At 61.5% G+C, this 19,274-nt stretch carries 15 protein-coding genes; 14 read left to right on the forward strand and 1 reads right to left on the reverse strand.

What is annotated here, in order from left to right:
* Positions 1-158: 158 nt before the first annotated feature.
* From CHEJ32_RS0107025 to CHEJ32_RS24130, 11 genes are all read left to right on the forward strand, one after another.
* A complete protein-coding gene (locus CHEJ32_RS0107025) occupies positions 159-1,310 on the forward strand; it encodes a fumarylacetoacetate hydrolase family protein (protein WP_028033228.1) in 1,152 nt (383 codons plus the stop codon).
* A gap of 214 nt (positions 1,311-1,524) precedes the next feature.
* Positions 1,525-2,271 (forward strand): TIGR04290 family methyltransferase, encoded by a 747-nt coding sequence (locus CHEJ32_RS0107030; protein ID WP_028033229.1) that lies wholly within the window; start codon positions 1,525-1,527, stop codon positions 2,269-2,271.
* Between the two features lie 68 nt (positions 2,272-2,339).
* A complete protein-coding gene (locus tag CHEJ32_RS26650; RefSeq protein ID WP_156936636.1) occupies positions 2,340-3,275 on the forward strand; it encodes a GNAT family N-acetyltransferase in 936 nt (311 codons plus the stop codon).
* Positions 3,275-4,078, forward strand: a complete 804-nt coding sequence (locus CHEJ32_RS0107040; protein ID WP_245261006.1) for a hypothetical protein — start codon at positions 3,275-3,277, stop codon at positions 4,076-4,078. The genes CHEJ32_RS26650 and CHEJ32_RS0107040 overlap by 1 nt, the downstream gene beginning before the upstream one ends.
* 239 nt (positions 4,079-4,317) lie before the next feature.
* Positions 4,318-5,421 (forward strand): inositol-3-phosphate synthase, encoded by a 1,104-nt coding sequence (locus CHEJ32_RS0107045; protein ID WP_028033231.1) that lies wholly within the window; start codon positions 4,318-4,320, stop codon positions 5,419-5,421.
* Positions 5,418-6,038 (forward strand): histidine phosphatase family protein, encoded by a 621-nt coding sequence (locus tag CHEJ32_RS0107050; RefSeq protein ID WP_028033232.1) that lies wholly within the window; start codon positions 5,418-5,420, stop codon positions 6,036-6,038. Before CHEJ32_RS0107045 ends, CHEJ32_RS0107050 begins: the two co-directional genes overlap by 4 nt.
* Positions 6,035-7,123 (forward strand): glycosyltransferase, encoded by a 1,089-nt coding sequence (locus CHEJ32_RS0107055; protein WP_028033233.1) that lies wholly within the window; start codon positions 6,035-6,037, stop codon positions 7,121-7,123. The genes CHEJ32_RS0107050 and CHEJ32_RS0107055 overlap by 4 nt, the downstream gene beginning before the upstream one ends.
* Before the next feature lie 20 nt (positions 7,124-7,143).
* The gene (locus tag CHEJ32_RS0107060) at positions 7,144-7,989 is read left to right on the forward strand and encodes a sugar phosphate nucleotidyltransferase (RefSeq protein ID WP_028033234.1); all 846 of its coding nucleotides are present in this window, start codon (positions 7,144-7,146) and stop codon (positions 7,987-7,989) included.
* A gap of 3 nt (positions 7,990-7,992) precedes the next feature.
* Positions 7,993-8,910: a beta-xylosidase gene (locus tag CHEJ32_RS24120; RefSeq protein WP_034657996.1), complete on the forward strand. Its 918-nt coding sequence runs from the start codon at positions 7,993-7,995 to the stop codon at positions 8,908-8,910.
* Complete coding sequence (locus tag CHEJ32_RS24125; RefSeq protein ID WP_051469524.1) at positions 8,907-9,767, forward strand: PIG-L deacetylase family protein; 861 nt, start codon at positions 8,907-8,909, stop codon at positions 9,765-9,767. Before CHEJ32_RS24120 ends, CHEJ32_RS24125 begins: the two co-directional genes overlap by 4 nt.
* Entirely contained in the window at positions 9,758-10,819 is a 1,062-nt protein-coding gene (locus tag CHEJ32_RS24130) for a glycosyltransferase (protein ID WP_034657998.1), read from the forward strand. The genes CHEJ32_RS24125 and CHEJ32_RS24130 overlap by 10 nt, the downstream gene beginning before the upstream one ends.
* Positions 10,820-10,849: 30 nt before the next feature.
* Here the strand turns inward: CHEJ32_RS24130 and CHEJ32_RS0107080 are convergent, their stop codons facing one another.
* Positions 10,850-11,539 carry a LysE family translocator gene (locus CHEJ32_RS0107080; protein ID WP_245261007.1) on the reverse strand — a complete coding sequence of 230 codons (690 nt, stop codon included), beginning with the start codon at positions 11,537-11,539 and terminating at the stop codon, positions 10,850-10,852.
* 175 nt (positions 11,540-11,714) lie between these two features.
* Between CHEJ32_RS0107080 and CHEJ32_RS0107085 the strand changes: the two genes are divergently transcribed.
* From CHEJ32_RS0107085 to glgB, 3 genes are read left to right on the forward strand one after another with little or no spacing between them, the layout of a single operon-like run.
* Positions 11,715-13,709, forward strand: a complete 1,995-nt coding sequence (locus tag CHEJ32_RS0107085) for an alpha-1,4-glucan--maltose-1-phosphate maltosyltransferase (RefSeq protein ID WP_028033236.1) — start codon at positions 11,715-11,717, stop codon at positions 13,707-13,709.
* Entirely contained in the window at positions 13,706-17,056 is a 3,351-nt protein-coding gene (gene treS / locus CHEJ32_RS0107090) for a maltose alpha-D-glucosyltransferase (RefSeq protein ID WP_028033237.1), read from the forward strand. The genes CHEJ32_RS0107085 and treS overlap by 4 nt, the downstream gene beginning before the upstream one ends.
* Positions 17,053-19,266, forward strand: a complete 2,214-nt coding sequence (glgB, locus tag CHEJ32_RS0107095; RefSeq protein WP_028033238.1) for a 1,4-alpha-glucan branching protein GlgB — start codon at positions 17,053-17,055, stop codon at positions 19,264-19,266. The genes treS and glgB overlap by 4 nt, the downstream gene beginning before the upstream one ends.
* Positions 19,267-19,274 lie beyond the last annotated feature (8 nt).

The raw sequence follows: 19,274 nt of genomic DNA on the forward strand, positions 1-19,274 counted from the left end.
GATGGCGGACGTGGTCCGCGGCGAATGGAGTCTGTTTAGACCTTTGGGCGGGCGCTGCAAAGCTTTCCCTGCGGAACTTGCGCCAAAATCAGCCAGTCTTTCGAAGCGAGTCTTGTAAGTGTAGGGTCGCTGGCGGGAGACTGTTGGGAGGTAGCGCGATGACCTTGCAAACCGAGGAAATGAACTGCGGACATTTCGTCGGGCGCGTATGGCGCCCGGATGTCCTTGGGCCTTCGATCGTGACGCTGCGTGAGGGGCGTCTTCTCGACATCACATCCCGCCAGGCACCGACGATGCGCGATCTCCTCGAGATGGAGGATCCTGTCTCCTTCCTTGAAGGCGCAGACGGGAGGGATCTCGGTTCGGTCGAGGAAATCGCCGCCAACTCGCTCGAAGGAGGAGCCGACGCACTTCACCTGCTCGCGCCTTGTGATCTGCAGGCGGTAAAGGCATGCGGCGTGACTTTCGCCCGCTCTATGATCGAGCGGGTGATCGAGGAGAGGGCAGCGGGCGACCCGGCAAGGGCAGCGGCCATTCGTATGCGCGTGGGGGAGATTATTGGCGCTTCCTTGCACAACCTCGTGCCCGGGTCACCAGAGGCCGCGCGCGTGAAGCAGGCGCTGATCGAAGAAGGTGTCTGGTCTCAGTATCTCGAAGTCGGAATCGGGCCGGATGCGGAGGTTTTCACCAAGGGTCAACCCATGTCTTCGGTGGGGTGGGGAGCGGCCGTAGGCCTCCATCCTGTATCCCGATGGAACAATCCCGAGCCCGAGGTGGTGCTGGCGGTCGACAGTCGTGGCCGGGTGAAGGGGGCGGCGCTCGGCAATGATGTCAATCTGCGCGACGTGGAGGGCCGGTCCGCTCTGCTGCTGGGCAAGGCTAAGGACAACAACGCCTCCTGCGCGATCGGGCCGTTCATCCGCCTGTTCGATGATGCTTATGGCATCGAGGATGTGCGCAGCGCCGAACTCCGGCTTCTGGTCGAGGGGAAGGACGGTTTCGTCCTCAAGGGTCGTAGCTCGATGAAGGAGATCAGCCGCGATCCGCTCGATCTCGTCTCGCAGACCATCGGACGGCATCACCAGTATCCCGATGGACTGGTGCTGTTTCTCGGAACGCTGTTTGCGCCCATAGAGGATCGCGATGTGCCGGGTCAGGGCTTCACGCACAAGATCGGAGATGTGGTGAGCATCTCGAACGAGAAGCTGGGAGTTCTCAGGAATACGGTGCGTCTTTCGACCGAATGCGCGGAATGGACCTTTGGAGCCGCTGCACTCATGCGCAATCTCGCCGCGCGCGACCTTCTCTGACCTGTTTAGCGGCATACCGGGGATTGCTCGTTAGCCGTCTAGCTCGCTTGCGGTAGCGGAACATTCTCATGGCTGGGAAGTTTTTCTGCGCGGGCAGCAAAGACTTAGCTGAATCCTTGCGCAGCCGGAGAGGCGGGCACGACCGCGCCGTCTCTCCGTGTTCGCCGCCTCCGGATTGAGGGGAGACAGCCCTGGATGAGGAACACAGCATAAGATGAACACGGCATTTCAGAACGATATTGCGCGGCGGATCGCCGAACTCGGTCCGTGGTTCCAGAACATGACCATCGGAGGCATCGAAACAGCTCCTGACCACTTCCTGGGAGACTATCCAAATTTCAAATGGCAGAGCTTCGCGCATATCATTCCGGAGGACTTGGAAGGACGCTCCGTTCTCGATATCGGCTGCAATGCTGGGTTCTACGCGATCGAGATGAAGCGGAGGAATGCCGGCCGCGTGCTCGGCATCGACAGCGATCCTCATTACCTGCGGCAGGCAGAATTCGCCGCTGAACAGTTGGGTGCGGATGTCGAGTTCCAGCAGATGTCCGTCTACGAGATCGGGCGGCTGAAGGAGAAGTTCGACCTGGTGATCTTCATGGGCGTCCTCTATCATTTGCGGCACCCGTTGCTGGCGCTTGACCTCATCTACGAACATGTCGCGAAGGATCAGATGCTCTTCCAGTGCCTTCAAAGAGGATCCGACGCGATAGCGGATATTGAGGAGGATTATCCCTTTTCGGAGGAGAATCTATTCTATCGGCCCGACGTTCCGAAGCTCCATTTCATCGAACATCGCTACACGGGTGACCCGACGAACTGGTTTTTTCCAAACCGTGCGGCGGTCGAGGCGATGCTGCGCAACAGCGGCTTCGAGATCGTCGAGCATCCGGAGCGCGAGGTTTATCTCTGCCGCAGGGCAGAGCGCGGCTTCGCGGTCGATCCGCCGCCGATCGGCTGAGCATCCGCTTTCGCACAGACCTGAAAGGATCCATAGCGGACTTGGGCCTGACGACGCTGGATTTGGCCATGCAGTTGGACACATTAACCGAAGCCGCTTCCCTGGCTGACGAATGGTGGGAGCTATGGCACCGCGATCCGCAGGCAACCCCGTTCCAGAGCCCTGCATGGCTGCTTCCTTGGCGTAGACATTTCGAGGATGGCGAGAACGTCATCCTGACGTTGCGACAAGATGGGCGGCTTGTCGGGCTTTTTCCGTTCATGCGCCTGGACGGCAGGCTGCTCCTATGGGGCGCCGGAACGTCCGACTGGCTGGGCGGGGTGTTCGATCCGGGCCTCGAGCCGGGAACATTGGCCGATGCGCTTACCGAAATGGAAGCGGCGCTCGACCTCTTTCAGCTCCCGGAGAACTCCCCATTGCTGCGGGTGCCTGCGCCCGGCGGGTGGGAGGACCGCTTGGCCTTTTCGGAAAGCTGCGCCCTGCTTTCGCTGCCGGCCGAACTCAGTCCGAACATGCGCCAGAACCTGCGCTATTACGGGAAGCGCGCCGCACGCGCCGGCATCGCAGGGCCAGAACGGGCGAGCGCAGCAAACGTGGAGCGCTTGGCCGAATTGCACACGCGTCGCTGGGAGAAGCGTGAAGAGGCCGGTATCTTCGCAGATCGCCGCATCCTCGCCTGGCTCAGGGAGGCGGCACCGCTGATGGAGAGAGCGGGGCTCCTTCGCCTTTATGCGATGAGACTGCGAGGAGATATCGTTGCTGCGATGTGCGTACTGCATGGAAAGGGGCGGGCCTTCTACTACATTGGCGGCTTCGAGCCGGAATATGCGAAACTCGGGCTCGGCACGGTTCTCATCGGACACGCCGTCGCCGAGGCGGAGGGCGAGAACTTTCGCAGTTTCGATTTCCTGCGCGGACAGGAGGATTACAAGTATCGCTGGGGTGCGAAGGACTGCCCGACTTATGCACGCCGCCTCGCTCCAGCAGCAAAAAGGGCAGCCTGATGAAGATGCTCGGCATCCGCTGGACAATTGGCGATGTATCTCCTCGCGGTTTCGAGGCGCTGCGCCTTTCGATGTGGGGCGCGCTCCGCGCCTTCGGCGAGGAGATCGGAATGGCGGTGGTCGTCAATTCCCTGTCGCCGGAGGAGGCGAAGGAGAGGACAGGCAAGGTGCCGAAGCGTGTGGAGTGGCTGCCTGCCGGCAGGCCTCCTGGCGTTCTTCTGAACTTTCTCGACCGGGACATGGCCGAGGGCGTGGCATGGAAGCTGGCACCGCTGAGGATCTTTCCCGATATCTACGAGCTTTCGCTCGACAACGATTGCATACTGTGGAGCGTGCCTCCGGCGGTCTTCGCCTGGATGGAGGAAGAAGATCCCCGCTGTCTGATCGCGGCGGATGTAAAGCTTGCCCTCGGTGCATTCGCTGAGCTCACGCGGCCAGAGCCGCGCAATACAGGCATCAGGGGCCTGCCGCCGCATTATGATCCCGCCACCGCATTTGCGCGGGTACTCCAGGAGCATCCGGTGAAGCTGCGCTCGGAGCTCGATGAGCAGGGCTTACAGGCGGTTGCCTTCGATCTCGACCGGCCTGCTCATATCGTTTCCACCGCCGATGTCTCGATCTGCTCTCCCTTTTGGCCGCACCAGCCGGATCTCGGGCGTCATGGGGCGCATTTCGTGGGCCTTAACGCGCGCTCGCTGCCATGGAATTATTATGATCGGCCTGCAAGCGAATGCATTGCCGATCATTGGGAAAAGCACCGCCTCGAACTCTATCGGCGCGTGGGGTTGGGGGAGCCGGGCTAAGTTGAAGCTTTGCCGGCTTCCAAAAGAAGGCGTTACGCGGACCGTCCCCGGAAACCGAGCGATTTCAGTTGTTTGTCGACGTAGCCGGCTCGCGTGGCCCAGGCGCTCTACCGCGCTCCAAGCTTCAACTCTGGAACAAAATCGGGGCATGCCTGTTTCCCTTCGGCCCGGAGGGAGCAGCGCGGTGCCAGGGCCTACACCGCTGATCTCAGCTTCCTTGCCAGAACGGAGACGAGACTATGCATGGTGCTCAAGTGCGCGTGGGTATTGTCGGCGTTGGCAACTGCGCATCTTCATTTGTGCAGGGGCTCGCCTATTACCGTGGCGTGCGCTCCAACAACCCCATCCCCGGGATCATGAATGCTGATATCGGCGGCTACCACATCGACGATATTGTCGTCAGCTCCGCTTTCGACGTGAACGCCTCGAAGGTGGGGCGCGACGTTTCAGAGGCGATCTTTGCCGAACCGAACAATACGATCCGGTTTGCGGATGTGGAGCCAATGGGCGTTCCCGTCTCGCGGGGAAGAACTCTCGACGGCATCGGTAAATATCTGCGCGACGAGATTCAGGAATCGGAAGAGCCCGAGGTCGATGTCGCCGGCGTGTTGATGGAGAGCAAGACGGAAGTGCTCGTCTCCTATCTTCCGGTCGGGTCGGAGCAGGCCGCACGCTTTTACGCGGAAGAAGCCTTGAAGGCCGGCTGCGCCTTCGTGAACTGCATGCCTGTTTTCATCGCTTCGCGGCCGGAATGGCGCAAGAAGTTCGAGGAACGCGGCCTGCCCATCATAGGCGACGACATCAAGAGCCAGGTCGGAGCGACCATCGTTCACCGGGTGCTCACAAATCTTTTTCGCGAGCGTGGTATCAGGCTCGATCGTACCTACCAGCTCAATTTCGGCGGCAACACCGATTTCCAGAACATGCTGGAGCGGGAGCGGCTGGAATCGAAGAAGATCTCCAAAACCCAAGCGGTGACGAGCCAGCTCGGGGTGCCGATGGAACCGGAGAACATCCATGTCGGCCCGAGCGATCACGTGCCGTGGCTCTCGGACCGCAAATGGGCCTATATCCGCATGGAGGGCACCACCTTCGGCGGCGTGCCAATCAACTGCGAGCTGAAGCTTGAAGTCTGGGATTCCCCCAACAGCGCAGGCGTGGTGATCGATGCCGTGCGCTGCGCCAAGCTCGCGATGGATCGCGGCGAGGCAGGCGCGCTGGTCGGACCTTCCAGCTATTTTATGAAATCGCCGCCCGAGCAGTTCACGGACGCGGAAGCGAGACTCCGCACGTTGCAGTTTATTTCCGGCGAGGACGAGATAACGACCGGTCTCAAGCAGTGAACACGGTATTCCACCTATTGCGTCATGCCTCGCACGGTCATGTCGGTGCGGTCTTGACCGGGCGGCTTGCCGGCGCGCCACTTACGCCATTCGGAAGTGAGCAGGCTTTGGCGATCGGTCGCCATCTCATGGGGAAGAAGCTGGATGCCGTTTACACCAGCCCCCGGCTGCGCGCGCAGCAAACGGCGGAAATCCTTGCTCGTGAGACAGGGGTCGAGAGCGAGATCGCTCCGGAACTGGACGAGATCGATTTCGGGAGCTGGTCCGGCCGCAGTTTCGAGGAGCTCGAACGGGATCCTGCCTGGAAGCTGTGGAACGAGGAGCGCGACACAGCGGCAACGCCGGCAGGCGACACCATGGCGGCGACCGCCGCCCGGATCACCGGCTTCATGGATCGGCTGCGCGGAGAATATCCCGGCAACACTTTCGTGCTGGTGAGCCATAGCGATGTGATCAAGGCAGCGCTTTGCCAGACCTTCGGAATCCCTTTTTCAAGCGTGCATGACTTCGAGATCGCGCCGGCGTCAATCACCACCCTTTCCTTCGACAAAGACGGCCCAAGCCTCGTTTCACGCAATATAGAAGCCGTGCGGCTGACCGTGGGAGGCATTGCATGAAGCTCGTCATCTTCGGCCTGAGCATCAGTTCGTCCTGGGGGAACGGCCACGCCACTCTCTGGCGCGGCTTGGTCCGAGCGCTCGGACGGCGTGGCTGGACCGTCGTCTTCTTCGAGCGCGACCTTCCATATTACGCGGGCGCGCGGGATCTCCACGAGATCGAAGACGGAGAACTGATCCTCTATGGAGATTGGGATGAGGCGCTTCCGATCGCGCGCAGGCATCTTGCAGATGCGGATGTGGCGCTCGTCACATCCTATTGTCCGGACGGGATAGCCGCGTCCGATCTCGTCCTTTCCTCGCCGCGTCCGCTGCATGTCTTCTATGACCTCGATACACCGGTGACGCTCTCCGTGCTCGATCGTGGGGAGGCCACGACCTATATCGGTCCGCGCGGCCTGAAGGATTTCGATCTGGTCCTGAGTTATACAGGCGGCGATGCGCTGGACGCTTTGAAGTCGCGGCTCGGTGCGCGCATCGTGGCGCCGCTCTACGGCCATGTGGACCCGTGCGTTCACCGGCCCACCGCTCCCGCAGCAACTTACAAGGCGGATCTGTCCTATATCGGAACCTATGCGGAGGACCGGCAGGCAGGCGTTGAGGCGTTTTTCCTGGAGCCCGCCAGAAGGCGGCCCCATCTACGCTTCGTGATCGCGGGTGCGCAATATCCGCAGGACTTTCCTTGGGCGGACAATGTCTATTTCGTGCGGCATCTCCCGCCCGAGGAGCATCCCGCCTTCTACTCATCCTCGCGGCTGACGCTGAACGTCACGCGCCGTGCAATGGCAAAGACCGGATGGTGCCCCTCCGGGCGCCTGTTCGAGGCGGCTTCCTGTGGCGTGCCGATCGTCTCCGATTGCTGGGACGGCCTTGAGGCTTTCTTGGAACCGGGGCGCGAGATCCTGGCCGCCGTTACCTCTGACGACGTGACGGACGCGCTTGATCTTACCGATGCCGAACTCCGGCGCATTGCCGAGGCCGCGCGGGATCGGGTGCTTTCCTGCCATACTTCGGAGCACCGCGCTGCCGATTTCGAAGCCATCGTCAACGACGTCAGATCAGCCGCCGCCGGTCGGGCGGCATAGACGTGCAGGGAGATACTCCCATGTGGGGAATTATTCCGGCTGCGGGATGCGGAAGCCGAATACAGCCTCTGGCCTTTTCCAAGGAGCTTCTTCCGGTAGGAAGCCGGCTTGCCGACGGATCCGAACGCCCTTGCGCCGTCAGCGAATATCTTTGCGAGCGCATGCTTGAGGGAGGGGCGGATAAGCTCTGTTTCGTCATCGCGCCCGGAAAGTCCGATATCCTGGAATATTACGGTGGAACCTACGGGAACGCTTCCATCGCCTATGTCGTGCAACCGGAGGCAAGCGGGCTTTGCGATGCAATCTTCCGCGTCGCTCCGCTGGTTTCTCCGGAGGAACATGTGCTTGTCGGCCTGCCGGATACGATCTGGATGCCGGCCACCGGTTATCGGTCGCTTCCCGACGGCGTCCTCTCCTTCCTGCTCTTTCCGGTCGACAACCCCACCGTATTCGACGCGGTGGAGACGGACGAGGCGGGCAATGTGCTGGAAATCCAGGTGAAGCGAAAGGATGCTTCCACAAACTGGATCTGGGGCGGGTTCAAGATGCCGGGCCGCATCCTGCATGAGCTTCTGGCGCTCTGGCGCGAGCGCGACCGCACCGACGAATATATGGGCACGCTGGTGAATGCGTATCTTGCGAAAGGCGGGCAAGCGCGGGGCATCAAGGCCGGCGAAGCCTATGTGGATGTGGGCACGCTCGAGGGATATCGCGCGGCCAACGACCTCTTGCGGCAAACGGCGGTCGAGGAGGGCGCTCCCGCACCCGGCACGCATGTCACGGCGGGCGCTCCCGCGGGGCGCCAATTACTGGCACACCGCCGTGAACTCGTAATGTCCTTCAAGCAAGTGGAACGAGGGGTTTGACTGATGATCGAAGCTGCGATGATCTGGAACGAGCCGAACAACAAGTCCCACTGGGATCCTGAAATCGATCCCGACTGGTCGCGCTTTGCGGAAATGGCGATCCTCGCGGCGGATGCGATCGGCAATGTGAATCCCGACGTGGTGCGTGTATTGGGCGGCATTTCGCCCATCGATCCGCTTTTCATCCAGAATTTGCAGGGCAAGGGGGTGCTCGATCACCTGGATGCCATCGCGGTCCATGGCTTTCCGCTCGACTGGAATCTCTGGCAGATCCATGAGTGGCCGCAGAAGCTCGCGGAGATCCAGCTGCTGACGCATTTGCCGGTATGGGTGAGCGAAGTCGGCATTTCCACCTTCGGCGCCGAAGAAGTACAGGTATGGGGCCTTCAGCGCACCTTTGAGCTGTTGAAGGGACGCGCCCCTCGTATCCAGTGGTACAGTCTTTTCGATCTGCCGCAGGCCTGGGGCGCCACCACGCGGCACAGGGAGGCGGAGGGGTCCTCCTATTACCGCCATTTCTATATGGGCCTCATCCGCGAAGACGGTACACCGAAGCCGGCGCTCGAGAAATTCGCCGAATGCACACCGGAATTCGGCCTCTGCCAATGGTTCCATTTCGAGGATCCGAGGCTTGATGAGGCGGTTGCCTGGATGAGGCGGCTCGGCGTCAAATATCTGCGCACGGGGCTTTCCTGGGCAGACAGCTTCCGGCCGAATGCGCTCGACTGGTTCGACCGGCAGATGGAGGCGCTCGCCGATTTCGATGTCACCGTGACCTTCTGCTTCACGCCGGAGCATCGGGGGATCGCTCCCCACCATACCAGCGCCCCGCAAGTGCCGCAGGAATTTGCGGATTTCTGCGCCTCTATGATCGAGCGATACGCGGGAAGAGCGGACGGCCGGATGCGAGGTGCGGCATGACGGCTTTGCCCGCTGCTAGCGAGGAGGAGCTTTTCGAGCCTGCCGAATCCCTGCTGGAACTTATCTGCTCACCGGAGGGATATTCCTTCGACTGCCATGATGTGGCGGTGGTGGTTGCCCATCCGGATGACGAGACGATCGCGATCGGCGGTCAACTTGCGCGGATGCGGGGTGTTCGCATCGTGCATGTGACGGACGGCGCGCCGGCTGACATGAAAGATGCGGACGCGAACGGTTTTGCGCGTCGCGAAGATTACGCTTCTGCCCGTCGGCGTGAAGTGGAAGCGGCGGTGGCGATCGCGGGCGTCAGGCCCGAGGCGTGCCATCTCATCGGGATCCCCGACCAGGCTTCTGCTTATCGCCTTGGCGAGATCGCTTCCCGGCTCGCGGAATTTTTCGAGTTTCACAAGATTGGCACGGTCTTCACCCATGCGTTCGAGGGCGGGCATCCCGACCACGATTCCACGGCCTTTGCAGTGCGGGCCGCGGGCCATCTGATGGAGCGGCGCAATCTGGCGCCGCCCGCGATTTTCGAGTTTCCGCTTTATCGGATGAAGCGCGGACAAAGCGTCTTCCAGGACTTCATTCCCAATGGGGAGCCGGAGTACATGATCGCACTCGACCACGAGACGGCCGAGTTGAAGCAGCGGATGCTCGCGGCCCATGGCACCCAGCAGCGTGTGTTGGGATCGTTCAAGACGAAAACCGAGCGCTTTCGGCCTATTTCGCCCTGCGATTTCCGCAAGCTGCCGAGCGAGGTGCTCTACGCCCACTACGATTGGGGCCTTCAGCCTTCCGACTGGCCCGATCTCATCGACAAGGCAAGCCGGGAACTTGAACTTCCGCAATGGCTCTGACCGTCCTCAGCGTCGCCTATCCCTTTGCTCCGGTCGGACCGGACGCGGTGGGCGGTGCGGAACAGGTGCTGTCCGCCCTCGATAGGGCTCTCGTGCGGAATGGCCATCGCTCCATCGCGATCGCCTGCGAGGGATCGCGGGTGGCGGGGGAGCTTGTGCCCCTGCCTCTGCCCGGAGGCACCATAGACGACCTGGTTCGGAAGCAAACCTGGGCGAAGCTGCGCGGGCTTATCGGCGAAGTCCTCGCGCGCGAGCCTGTTGACCTGGTGCACATGCATGGGATCGATTTTCATGCCTATCTGCCCGAAGAGGCTCCCACGCTTGCAACGCTGCATCTGCCGCTCGATTGGTATCCGGATTGGATTTTCGAGCGTCGCATGAATCTCTGGCTCCACTGTGTTTCGGCAGCACAGCACAAGACGGCTCCGGAGGGCGCCACGCTCTTGCCTCCAATCCCGAACGGCGTCCCGCGCGAGTTGTTCGAGACGCGCTGCCGCAAGCGCGATCATGCCATCGTCCTCAGCCGGATCTGCCCGGAGAAGGGAATCCATCTAGCAATGGAAGCCTGCCGGCTCGCCGGTCAGCCCTTGCTCATCGGCGGCCAGGTCTTTCCCTATGAGGAACATGAGCGCTATTTCCGCGAACAAGTAGTACCTTTGCTCGCTCCGGCGCGCCGCTTCCTCGGGCCTCTCGGCTTTCACAGGAAGCGGCGGCTCCTCGCATCGGCCAGATGTGCCATCGTGCCGAGCCTGGTTGCCGAGACCAGCTCGCTCACGGCCATCGAGGCGCTGGCCTGCGGCACGCCGGTGATCGCTTTCCCGCATGGCGCCCTTCCGGAGGTGATCGAACATGGGCGGACGGGCTTCATCGTCAAGGACGTGCCGGACATGGCGCGGGCCATCGCCGCCGCATCCTCTCTCGACCCCGAGGTCTGCCGGAAGGCCGCATGGGAAAGGTTTTCGCCGGACCTGATAGAGCAGCGCTATCTCAGCCTCTATCGGGAAATTGCCCTCGCCGCGGCACCTATGCATGCCCCGGTCCGAAACGGCTAGGCAGGGATCGCATCGTCGCAATGATCGTGCTTAATGCCGGGAAAGCGCCATGGACACACCCGACGCGATAAGGACGCTGCCGACCAGGCGATTGAGGTGCGCGAAGATGCGACCGGATTTCAGCGCCCTGCCGAGAAGCACACCTGCGAGCACATAGAGAAGCACCGCCAGCACTTCGAGCAGGAGAAAGGCGCCGCCCATGGCGGCAAGCTGGCTCCATGCCGGCGCGGAAGCATCGATGAACTGCGGGAAAAAGGCGGTGAAGACCGCTATGGCTTTCGGATTGCTGATGGCGATCAGGAAGTCGCGGCGCATCAACGCCTTGAGCGCCGATTCCTTGGACTGCGCCTCGGCCATTGCCTTCGCCTTGCGCCAAAATTGCACGCCCACATAGATCAAGTAGATCGCGCCTGCGATCTTGATGATCGTGAAGGCCATTGCCGAGGTGGCAAGGACGGCGCCTAATCCGACGATCGTCACCAGGATAAGCAGTGCGAACGCCGGCATGCGGCCAAATCCGCCCAGCAGCGCAGGCAGGAAGCCAAGGCGTGCTCCATTCGAAAATGCCAGCATGTTGTTCGGCCCCGGCGCGCAATTCAGCGCGAAGCAGGCGGGGATGAAGATCGACCAGGCAATCATCGTGTTCCTCGAGACAGTCGTGCCCTTGGGAGCCTCGCCCGATCCATAATCAACCGGGTCGGGAGGAGGGGAGGATCGCACACCTCGCCTGCCCAAGGAAGAGGTGCGTGCGGGAGAGCCGGCTTCTCCTCATCTGTTGCACGAGGGCGGCTCCGGTTCGCGAAATTTTCGCCTGCTTCGATTCTGCAACGGAACCACCGCGCAGGGACTGCGTTGGCTTGAGCGTGGGGAAATTCTGATGAGAGATTTTTAGGAAATGGACCGTCCCGGCCAGGCGCTCCTGCAAAAGCTTGCTGCAAACCGAATCGCCATCGAAACCGTCGAACCTGCAATTGACGGCGGACGTTTCGCCGCCAAGACGATTGTCGGCGAGCGTTTCAGGATCGAGGCCGACATATTTTGCGACGGCCACGAAATCATAGCGGCCGCCGTGCTTCATCGCCGGCGCGGCGAAAGGACCTGGAGCGAGACGCCGATGCGGCATCTCGTGAATGACCGCTGGCGCGCCACCGTCGTCTTCGATGAGGTTGGTCATCACGAGTTCAGGATCGCTTCTTGGCGCGATCTCTTCGCCACATGGCGCATGGACACCGCAAAGAAACACGAAGCGGGGCAGCAGATAGCGCTGGAACTGCAGGAAGGGCGGTTGCTGGTCGAGAAGGCCCTCGGCGTGCGCACCAGCGGGACCCCTCATGACCGCTCGGCGCTAAAGGCGCTCCTGGCGGAAGTGACTTCCTCGGCATCGGAAGGCGATGCGCTTGCGGTTTTGATGAGCGAAGACATGGCGGTGTTGATGCGCCGCCTCGCCGTGCGCGTAAACTTCACCCAGACGGATACGATCTTCCCGGTGTTCGTTGACCGGGAAAGGGCAGGCTTTTCCGCCTGGTATGAACTGATGCCGCGCTCGCAGTCAGGCAGTCCGGACCGTCACGGTACTTTTGATGACGTGATCACCAGGCTTCCCTATGTTCGCGATCTCGGCTTTGACGTGCTTTATTTTCCGCCGATCCACCCGATCGGCCGCACCAACCGAAAGGGGCGCAACAACAGCCTCACCGCGGGTCCCGATGATCCCGGCAGTCCCTATGCCATTGGTGCCGAGGAGGGCGGTCACGATGCAATCCACGCCGAACTTGGCACCTTTGAGGATTTCGCCAGGCTGGTGCAGGCGGCGCGGGAGCATGGGCTCGAGATCGCCCTCGATTTCGCCATCCAGTGCTCGCCCGACCACCCGTGGATAAGGGACCATCCGGAATGGTTCGATTGGCGGCCGGACGGCACGATCAAATTCGCCGAGAACCCGCCGAAGAAATACGAGGATATCGTCAACGTCCATTTCTACCGCGATGCGATCCCCGGCCTCTGGTACGCGTTGCGCGACATCGTCCTCTTCTGGCTTGAGAAGGGTGTCCGCATCTTCCGCGTAGACAATCCGCACACAAAGCCGTTGCCCTTCTGGGAGTGGATGATCGAGGAGGTGCGTCAGGTCGATCCGGGCGTGATCTTCCTCGCCGAAGCGTTCACCCGGCCGAAGATGATGAAGCGGCTCGCCAAGGTCGGCTTCAATCAGTCCTATTCCTATTTCACTTGGCGCAACACGAAATGGGAACTTACCGAATATCTGACGGAACTCACACAGACGGACTGCCGCCATTACATGCGGCCGAACTTCTTCGTGAACACGCCGGACATCAATCCTTATTACCTCCAGACGAGCGGGCGCCCGGGTTTTCGGGTGAGGCTGATGCTCGCTGCCACACTAGGCACGAATTACGGCGTCTATAGCGGGTTCGAGCTTTGCGAGGCAGAGGCCATGCCGGGCAAGGAAGAATATCTCAATTCGGAGAAATACGAGATCCGAGCATGGGATTGGGACCGGTCAGGGAACATCAAGGTCGACATCATGTTCGTGAACAGGCTGAGGCACGAAAACCCGGCGCTCCGGCAGTTCACCAACCTCAAGTTCTACAATGCTTGGAACGACAACATCCTCTATTTCGGGAAGTACACGGACGACCTGTCAAACTTCCTGCTCTTTGCCATCAATCTCGATCCCCATAACCCGCACGGCGCCCATTTCGAGGTGCCGCTGTGGGAGTTCGGGTTGACCGATGATGCGATGATCGAGGCGGAGGACCTCGTCACCGGCCAGCCCTTCACTTGGACCGGGAAGGTCCAGCACATGTTTCTCGACCCGCACCAGCGCCCATACATGGCCTGGCGGCTGATACCTCCAGGAAATCGCCGATGAACACCATGGAAAGGCTTGCTTCGGAGATCGCAGCGCCCGGTGAGGACGAAGCGTTGCAGGTTGTGGCGCCCGCTGGCCCAACGCCACCGGACTGGTACAAGGACGCTATCATCTACCAGCTCCACATCAAGGCCTTCCACGATTCCAACGGTGATGGAATGGGAGACTTCAATGGCCTGATGCAGCGGCTCGACTATATCGAGCGGCTGGGCGTGAACGCGATCTGGCTCCTACCATTCTATCCTTCGCCGCTCAGGGACGACGGCTACGACATCGCGGACTACCGCTCCATCAATCCTTCCTATGGGACGATGCGCGACTTCCGCCGTTTCGTCGCCGAAGCCCATCGCCGCGGCATCCGCGTGATCACGGAACTCGTCATCAACCACACCTCGGACCAGCATCCCTGGTTCCAGAGGGCGCGGCACGCACGAAAGGGTTCGGCTGCGCGCAACTTCTATGTCTGGAACGATGACGACGAGCGGTACCCCGAGACGCGCATCATCTTTCTGGACACGGAGAAATCGAACTGGACCTGGGATCCGGTTGCCGGCCAATTCTTCTGGCATCGCTTCTATTCCCACCAGCCGGACCTCAATTTCGATAACCCCCGGGTGCTGGAGGCGGTTATCAAGATCATGCATTTCTGGCTGGACATGGGGGTGGACGGCCTGCGGCTCGACGCCATCCCTTATCTGGTCGAAAGGGATGGGACGAACAACGAAAACCTCCCCGAGACGCATGAGATCCTGAAGAAGATCCGCCGCGCGCTGGACGAGAAATATCCGGACCGGATGCTGCTCGCCGAGGCGAACCAGTGGCCGGAGGACACCCGGCCCTACTTCGGCGAGGGCGACGAATGCCACATGGCGTTCCATTTCCCGCTGATGCCGCGCATCTATATGGCGCTGGCGCAGGAAGACCGTCATCCGATCTCCGACATCATGCGGCAGACGCCGGAAATCCCGGAGAGCTGCCAGTGGGCCATCTTCCTGCGCAACCATGACGAACTCACGCTCGAAATGGTCACGGATCGGGAGCGCGATTATCTCTGGCGCACCTATGCAGAGGATATGCGCGCGCGCATCAATCTCGGCATACGCAGGCGGCTTGCCCCGCTCATGCAGAACGACCGGCGCAAGATCGAGCTGATGAACGCACTGCTCTTCTCCATGCCCGGCACGCCTGTCGTCTACTACGGCGACGAACTCGGCATGGGCGACAATATCTATCTCGGCGACCGGGACGGTGTGCGCACGCCCATGCAGTGGTCGCCCGACCGCAATGGCGGCTTCTCGCGCGCCAATCCGCAAGCACTCTACCTGCCGCCGATCATGGACCCGGTCTACGGCTACCAGACGATCAATGTGGAGGCGCAGGAAGCAGATCCATCGTCGCTGCTCAACTGGGTGCGGCGCATGATCGGAGTGCGAAAGCAGCACTCCGCTTTCGGGCGTGGCGACTTCACGATGCTCTATCCGCGCAACCGGCGCATCCTCGCCTACACACGCAGCGACGCCAACGAGACAATACTTTGCGTCGCAAATCTGTCGCGCTCGCCTCAGGCAGTTGAGCTCGATCTTTCAAAGTATCGCGGCTGCGTGCCGATCGAACTCGTCAGCCAGTCGCCATTCCCGCCGATCGGCGATCTTCCCTATATGCTGACACTTACCGGCTACGGCACCTTCTGGTTCGTGCTTGCGAGCGAAGCGCAGGCGCCGGACTGGCATAGCAATGTGCCGGAGCCGCTGCCGGAATTCATCACGCTCACCATGGTGGGCGGCCGGATCGAGCGGGCGCTCGAGGGCCGCGAGCGGCGACAGCTCGAGCAGGATGTGCTGCCGCAATTCATGCTTCGGCAACGTTGGTATGGGGCCAAGGGCGAGGCGATACGCTCAGCCGGTATCCGGGAAATCGCCAAGCTGGGCGACGAGGCGGGCCTGCTCACCATCGCAGACGTCGAGCTCTCTATTTCCGGACGGCAGCAATATCTCCTGCCGCTGACCGTGCTCTGGGGTGAGGAGAATGTGCAGTTCGGAGCGCCCAAGCTTTCGGTGACGCTTGCGCGCGTGCGCAAGGGGCCGCAACTCGGCGCCCTTATCGATGGCTCCTATGACGATCGCTTCGCTGCCGAGCTGATGCGCCGCATGCAGGAGAACCAGGAGATCGAGGTCTCAGGCGGGCGCCTGCGCTTCTATGGCAATGAGCAACTCTCGGCCCTTCGTTTCGAGGAGCCACCGTCGCCGCTCATGGGAGAGCAGAGCAACGTCTCGGTGGCATTCGACCGGCAGGTTCTTCTCAAGATTTTTCGGCGCCTGAGGCCTGGCGACCAGCCGGAAGTGGAGGTGGCGCGGTTCCTGACGGAAGTGGCCGGCTTCCGGAACACACCCGCCTTCCTCGGGATGGTGGAATATGAGGAGGAGGCCGGCGCGAAGACGGTTATCGCCAGCGTTTCCGGTTTCGTGGAGAACCAGGGCGATGCCTGGAGCGTCTTCGTGCATGCGCTCGAGCGGCAGATCGAGGATGAGACGCTTGCGCCCCCCGCCGCGGGCAACGGCGCGCCGACAGAAGGACAAACAGCGCAGTTCCTCTATCCGCTGGATCTGCTTCGCACGCTCGGGGAGCGGACCGGAGAAATGCATTCGGCATTCGCCATCGAGACCGATTTGCCGGCATTCCGCTGTGAGCCGATACGCCGCTCGGATATCTCGAGCTGGATCAAGGACCTGAAGCAGCAGGTCGCACTTGCGCGGGAAGGGCTGGTTCGCAATCGGGACCGCCTGCCCCTCAATACGAGGGAAAATGTCGAGCAGCTTCTCTCATTGAAGCACCAGATCGACACTCGCGTGAACGAACTCAGCAAAATTGCGCCTTCCGGCAAGAAATCGCGCATTCACGGCGACTATCATCTCGGCCAGGTGCTCGTATCGAAGCAGGACCTCTACATCATCGATTTCGAAGGCGAGCCGCGTCGAAGCCTGGAAGAGCGCCGAGGGAAAAGCTCGCCCTTGCGCGACGTTGCCGGCATGCTGCGTTCCTTCGACTATGCCGCGTGGACCGCGGTGCGGCAGGTTGCTGCCCGTCTGCCCGACCAGGCGCGCGACAGCGCCGCTCTTGCTCGCCAATGGCAGCGCCGCATGAGCGAGGAATTCCTGGAGGGCTATCGTGCGGCTGCTTCGGGCGCACAGAACCAGCCGCAAGACGAGACTGCGTGGCAAGCATCGCTCGAACTTTTCCTGCTGCAGAAGGGTTTCTACGAAATCAATTACGAACTCTCCAATCGTCCGGATTGGGTGGGCATTCCAGTCCGAGGCGTGCTCGACCTGGTTCAAGGGAGAAGCGGATGAATATCGCTGCCGAAGCGGCCCCTTGGAGGCTCGACGACCCGCACGCCATCGGCGCGCTGGTGGCTGGCAGGTGTAACGACCCGTTCTCGGTGCTGGGGCCGCACGAGACCGCAGCCGGGATCGTGCTGCGCGTGCTCCGACCGGAAGCCGAAACGGCAGAAGCGGTCGAGCCGGATACAGGCAAGAGCCTCGGCAAGTTGCTTAAGCGCCATGCGCGAGGCTTTTTCGAAGGACTGATCTCAAGGGAGCCGACGGTTCCCCGGTACCGGCTTCGCTTCACGCGCGAGGGGGAGAGTTGGGAAGAGGAAGATCCTTATCGCTTCCCCAGCACTTTTGGCGAACTCGACCTTTATCTGATGGGGGAGGGGCGTCACCAGCGCCTCTACGAAAAGCTCGGCGCGCATCCGATGACCTGCGACGGAGTGGCAGGCACCCGCTTCGCCGTGTGGGCGCCCAATGCGAGCCGCGTCAGCGTCGTGGGCAACTTCAACGGTTGGGACGGCCGCCGTCACCAGATGAGGCTCCATCCAGGCGTCGGCGTGTGGGAGATCTTCGTGCCCGATGTCCGTCCGGGAGAGCTCTATAAATACGAGATCATCGGTAACGGTGGTGAACTGCTTCCACCAAAAGCCGACCCCGTTGGTTTTCGCGCCGAAATACCTCCGGCTACGGCCTCGATAGTCCACGGCTTGCCGCGGATGGAGTGGAGCGACGGTGAGTGGATCGAACACCGCATCGGGAAAAACGACCGGCGTGCACCCATCTCGATCTACGAGGTGCATCTCGGCTCCTGGCGTCGGCACGAGGACGGCGCCTACCTCACCTATGACGAACTTGGCGATCAGTTGATCCCCTATGTGAAGGAGATGGGCTTCACCCATATCGAATGCATGCCGGTCAGCGAGCATCCGTTCTCCGGCTCATGGGGCTACCAACCAGTCGGGCTTTACGCGCCGACGAGCCGCTTCGGCACGCCGGAGGAGTTCGCCCGTTTCGTCGATCGCTGCCACCAAGAAGGCATCGGCGTGATCGTGGACTGGGTGCCCGCGCATTTCCCTTCCGATGCGCACGGGCTCGCCCGCTTTGACGGCACGGCGCTCTACGAACATGCCGACCCGCGGCTCGGCTTTCACCGCGACTGGAACACGCTGATCTACAATTTCGGACGACGCGAGGTGGCGAACTTCCTGACGGCGAACGCTCTCTTCTGGCTCGATCAATACCACATCGACGGGCTGCGCGTGGATGCCGTAGCCTCGATGCTCTACCTCGATTACAGCCGCCAGCCCGGCGAGTGGGTCCCCAATGTGCACGGAGGCAACGAGAATCTGGAGGCGATCGCCTTCCTCCGGGACACGAATACCGCGCTTTTCGGCGCACATCGCGGCGCCACCTCGATCGCGGAGGAATCGACGGCGTTTCCGGGCGTGTCGCGGCCCGTCTATGCGGGCGGCTTGGGCTTCGGCTTCAAGTGGAACATGGGCTGGATGCACGACACGTTGGACTATATGCGCCACGAACCGATCCATCGGCGGTTTCACCACGACCGCATGACCTTCGGCCTGATATACGCCTTTTCGGAGAACTTCATCCTGCCCCTTAGCCACGACGAGGTGGTGCACGGGAAAGGCTCGCTGATCGGCCGCATGCCCGGCGATCGCTGGCAGAAATTCGCGAACCTGCGCGCCTACTTCACCTTCATGTGGACCCATCCGGGCAAGAAGCTCCTCTTCATGGGCGGCGAGTTCGCCCAGGAGAGGGAGTGGAACCATGACTGGCAGCTCGATTGGCACCATCTGGAAGACCCGATGCATCAGGGCGTACGCGATCTCATTCGCGACCTGAACCTGATCTATCGGAACGAACGGTCGCTGCATGAGCTGGATTGCGAACCGGAAGGCTTCGAATGGATTGATGCTTCGGACCCCGGCATCAGCACCTATGTCTACCTGCGAAGGGGCACGGGAGATGCGCGGCCCGTCGTCATCGCATGCAACTTCACCCCCGTCGTGCGCGAGGATTTCCGCATCGGCCTGCCCCATGCGGGAAGCTGGCAGGAAATCATCAATAGCGACGACCGGCGCTACGGCGGCTCCGGCGTCGTCAATGGAACCGTTACAGCGACGGAAGAACCGTGGCACGGGCGGCCGGCTTCAGCCAGCTTGAGGCTGCCTCCATTGGGTGCCGTCGTGCTTGCCGGTGCTTCATGACAGGGGTT

Source organism: Chelativorans sp. J32 (assembly GCF_000518985.1).
Classification (GTDB): Bacteria; Pseudomonadota; Alphaproteobacteria; order Rhizobiales; family Rhizobiaceae; genus Chelativorans.

Coding starts and splice junctions, on each gene's coding strand:
- CHEJ32_RS24120 (WP_034657996.1), top strand. CDS start 7,993: ATGATCGAAGCTGCGATGATCTGGAACGAGCCGAACAACAAGTCCCAC.
- CHEJ32_RS26650 (WP_156936636.1), top strand. CDS start 2,340: ATGCAGTTGGACACATTAACCGAAGCCGCTTCCCTGGCTGACGAATGG.
- CHEJ32_RS0107060 (WP_028033234.1), top strand. CDS start 7,144: ATGTGGGGAATTATTCCGGCTGCGGGATGCGGAAGCCGAATACAGCCT.
- glgB (WP_028033238.1), top strand. CDS start 17,053: ATGAATATCGCTGCCGAAGCGGCCCCTTGGAGGCTCGACGACCCGCAC.
- CHEJ32_RS0107045 (WP_028033231.1), top strand. CDS start 4,318: ATGCATGGTGCTCAAGTGCGCGTGGGTATTGTCGGCGTTGGCAACTGC.
- CHEJ32_RS0107040 (WP_245261006.1), top strand. CDS start 3,275: ATGAAGATGCTCGGCATCCGCTGGACAATTGGCGATGTATCTCCTCGC.
- CHEJ32_RS0107030 (WP_028033229.1), top strand. CDS start 1,525: ATGAACACGGCATTTCAGAACGATATTGCGCGGCGGATCGCCGAACTC.
- treS (WP_028033237.1), top strand. CDS start 13,706: ATGAACACCATGGAAAGGCTTGCTTCGGAGATCGCAGCGCCCGGTGAG.
- CHEJ32_RS0107085 (WP_028033236.1), top strand. CDS start 11,715: ATGGACCGTCCCGGCCAGGCGCTCCTGCAAAAGCTTGCTGCAAACCGA.
- CHEJ32_RS24125 (WP_051469524.1), top strand. CDS start 8,907: ATGACGGCTTTGCCCGCTGCTAGCGAGGAGGAGCTTTTCGAGCCTGCC.
- CHEJ32_RS24130 (WP_034657998.1), top strand. CDS start 9,758: ATGGCTCTGACCGTCCTCAGCGTCGCCTATCCCTTTGCTCCGGTCGGA.
- CHEJ32_RS0107055 (WP_028033233.1), top strand. CDS start 6,035: ATGAAGCTCGTCATCTTCGGCCTGAGCATCAGTTCGTCCTGGGGGAAC.
- CHEJ32_RS0107025 (WP_028033228.1), top strand. CDS start 159: ATGACCTTGCAAACCGAGGAAATGAACTGCGGACATTTCGTCGGGCGC.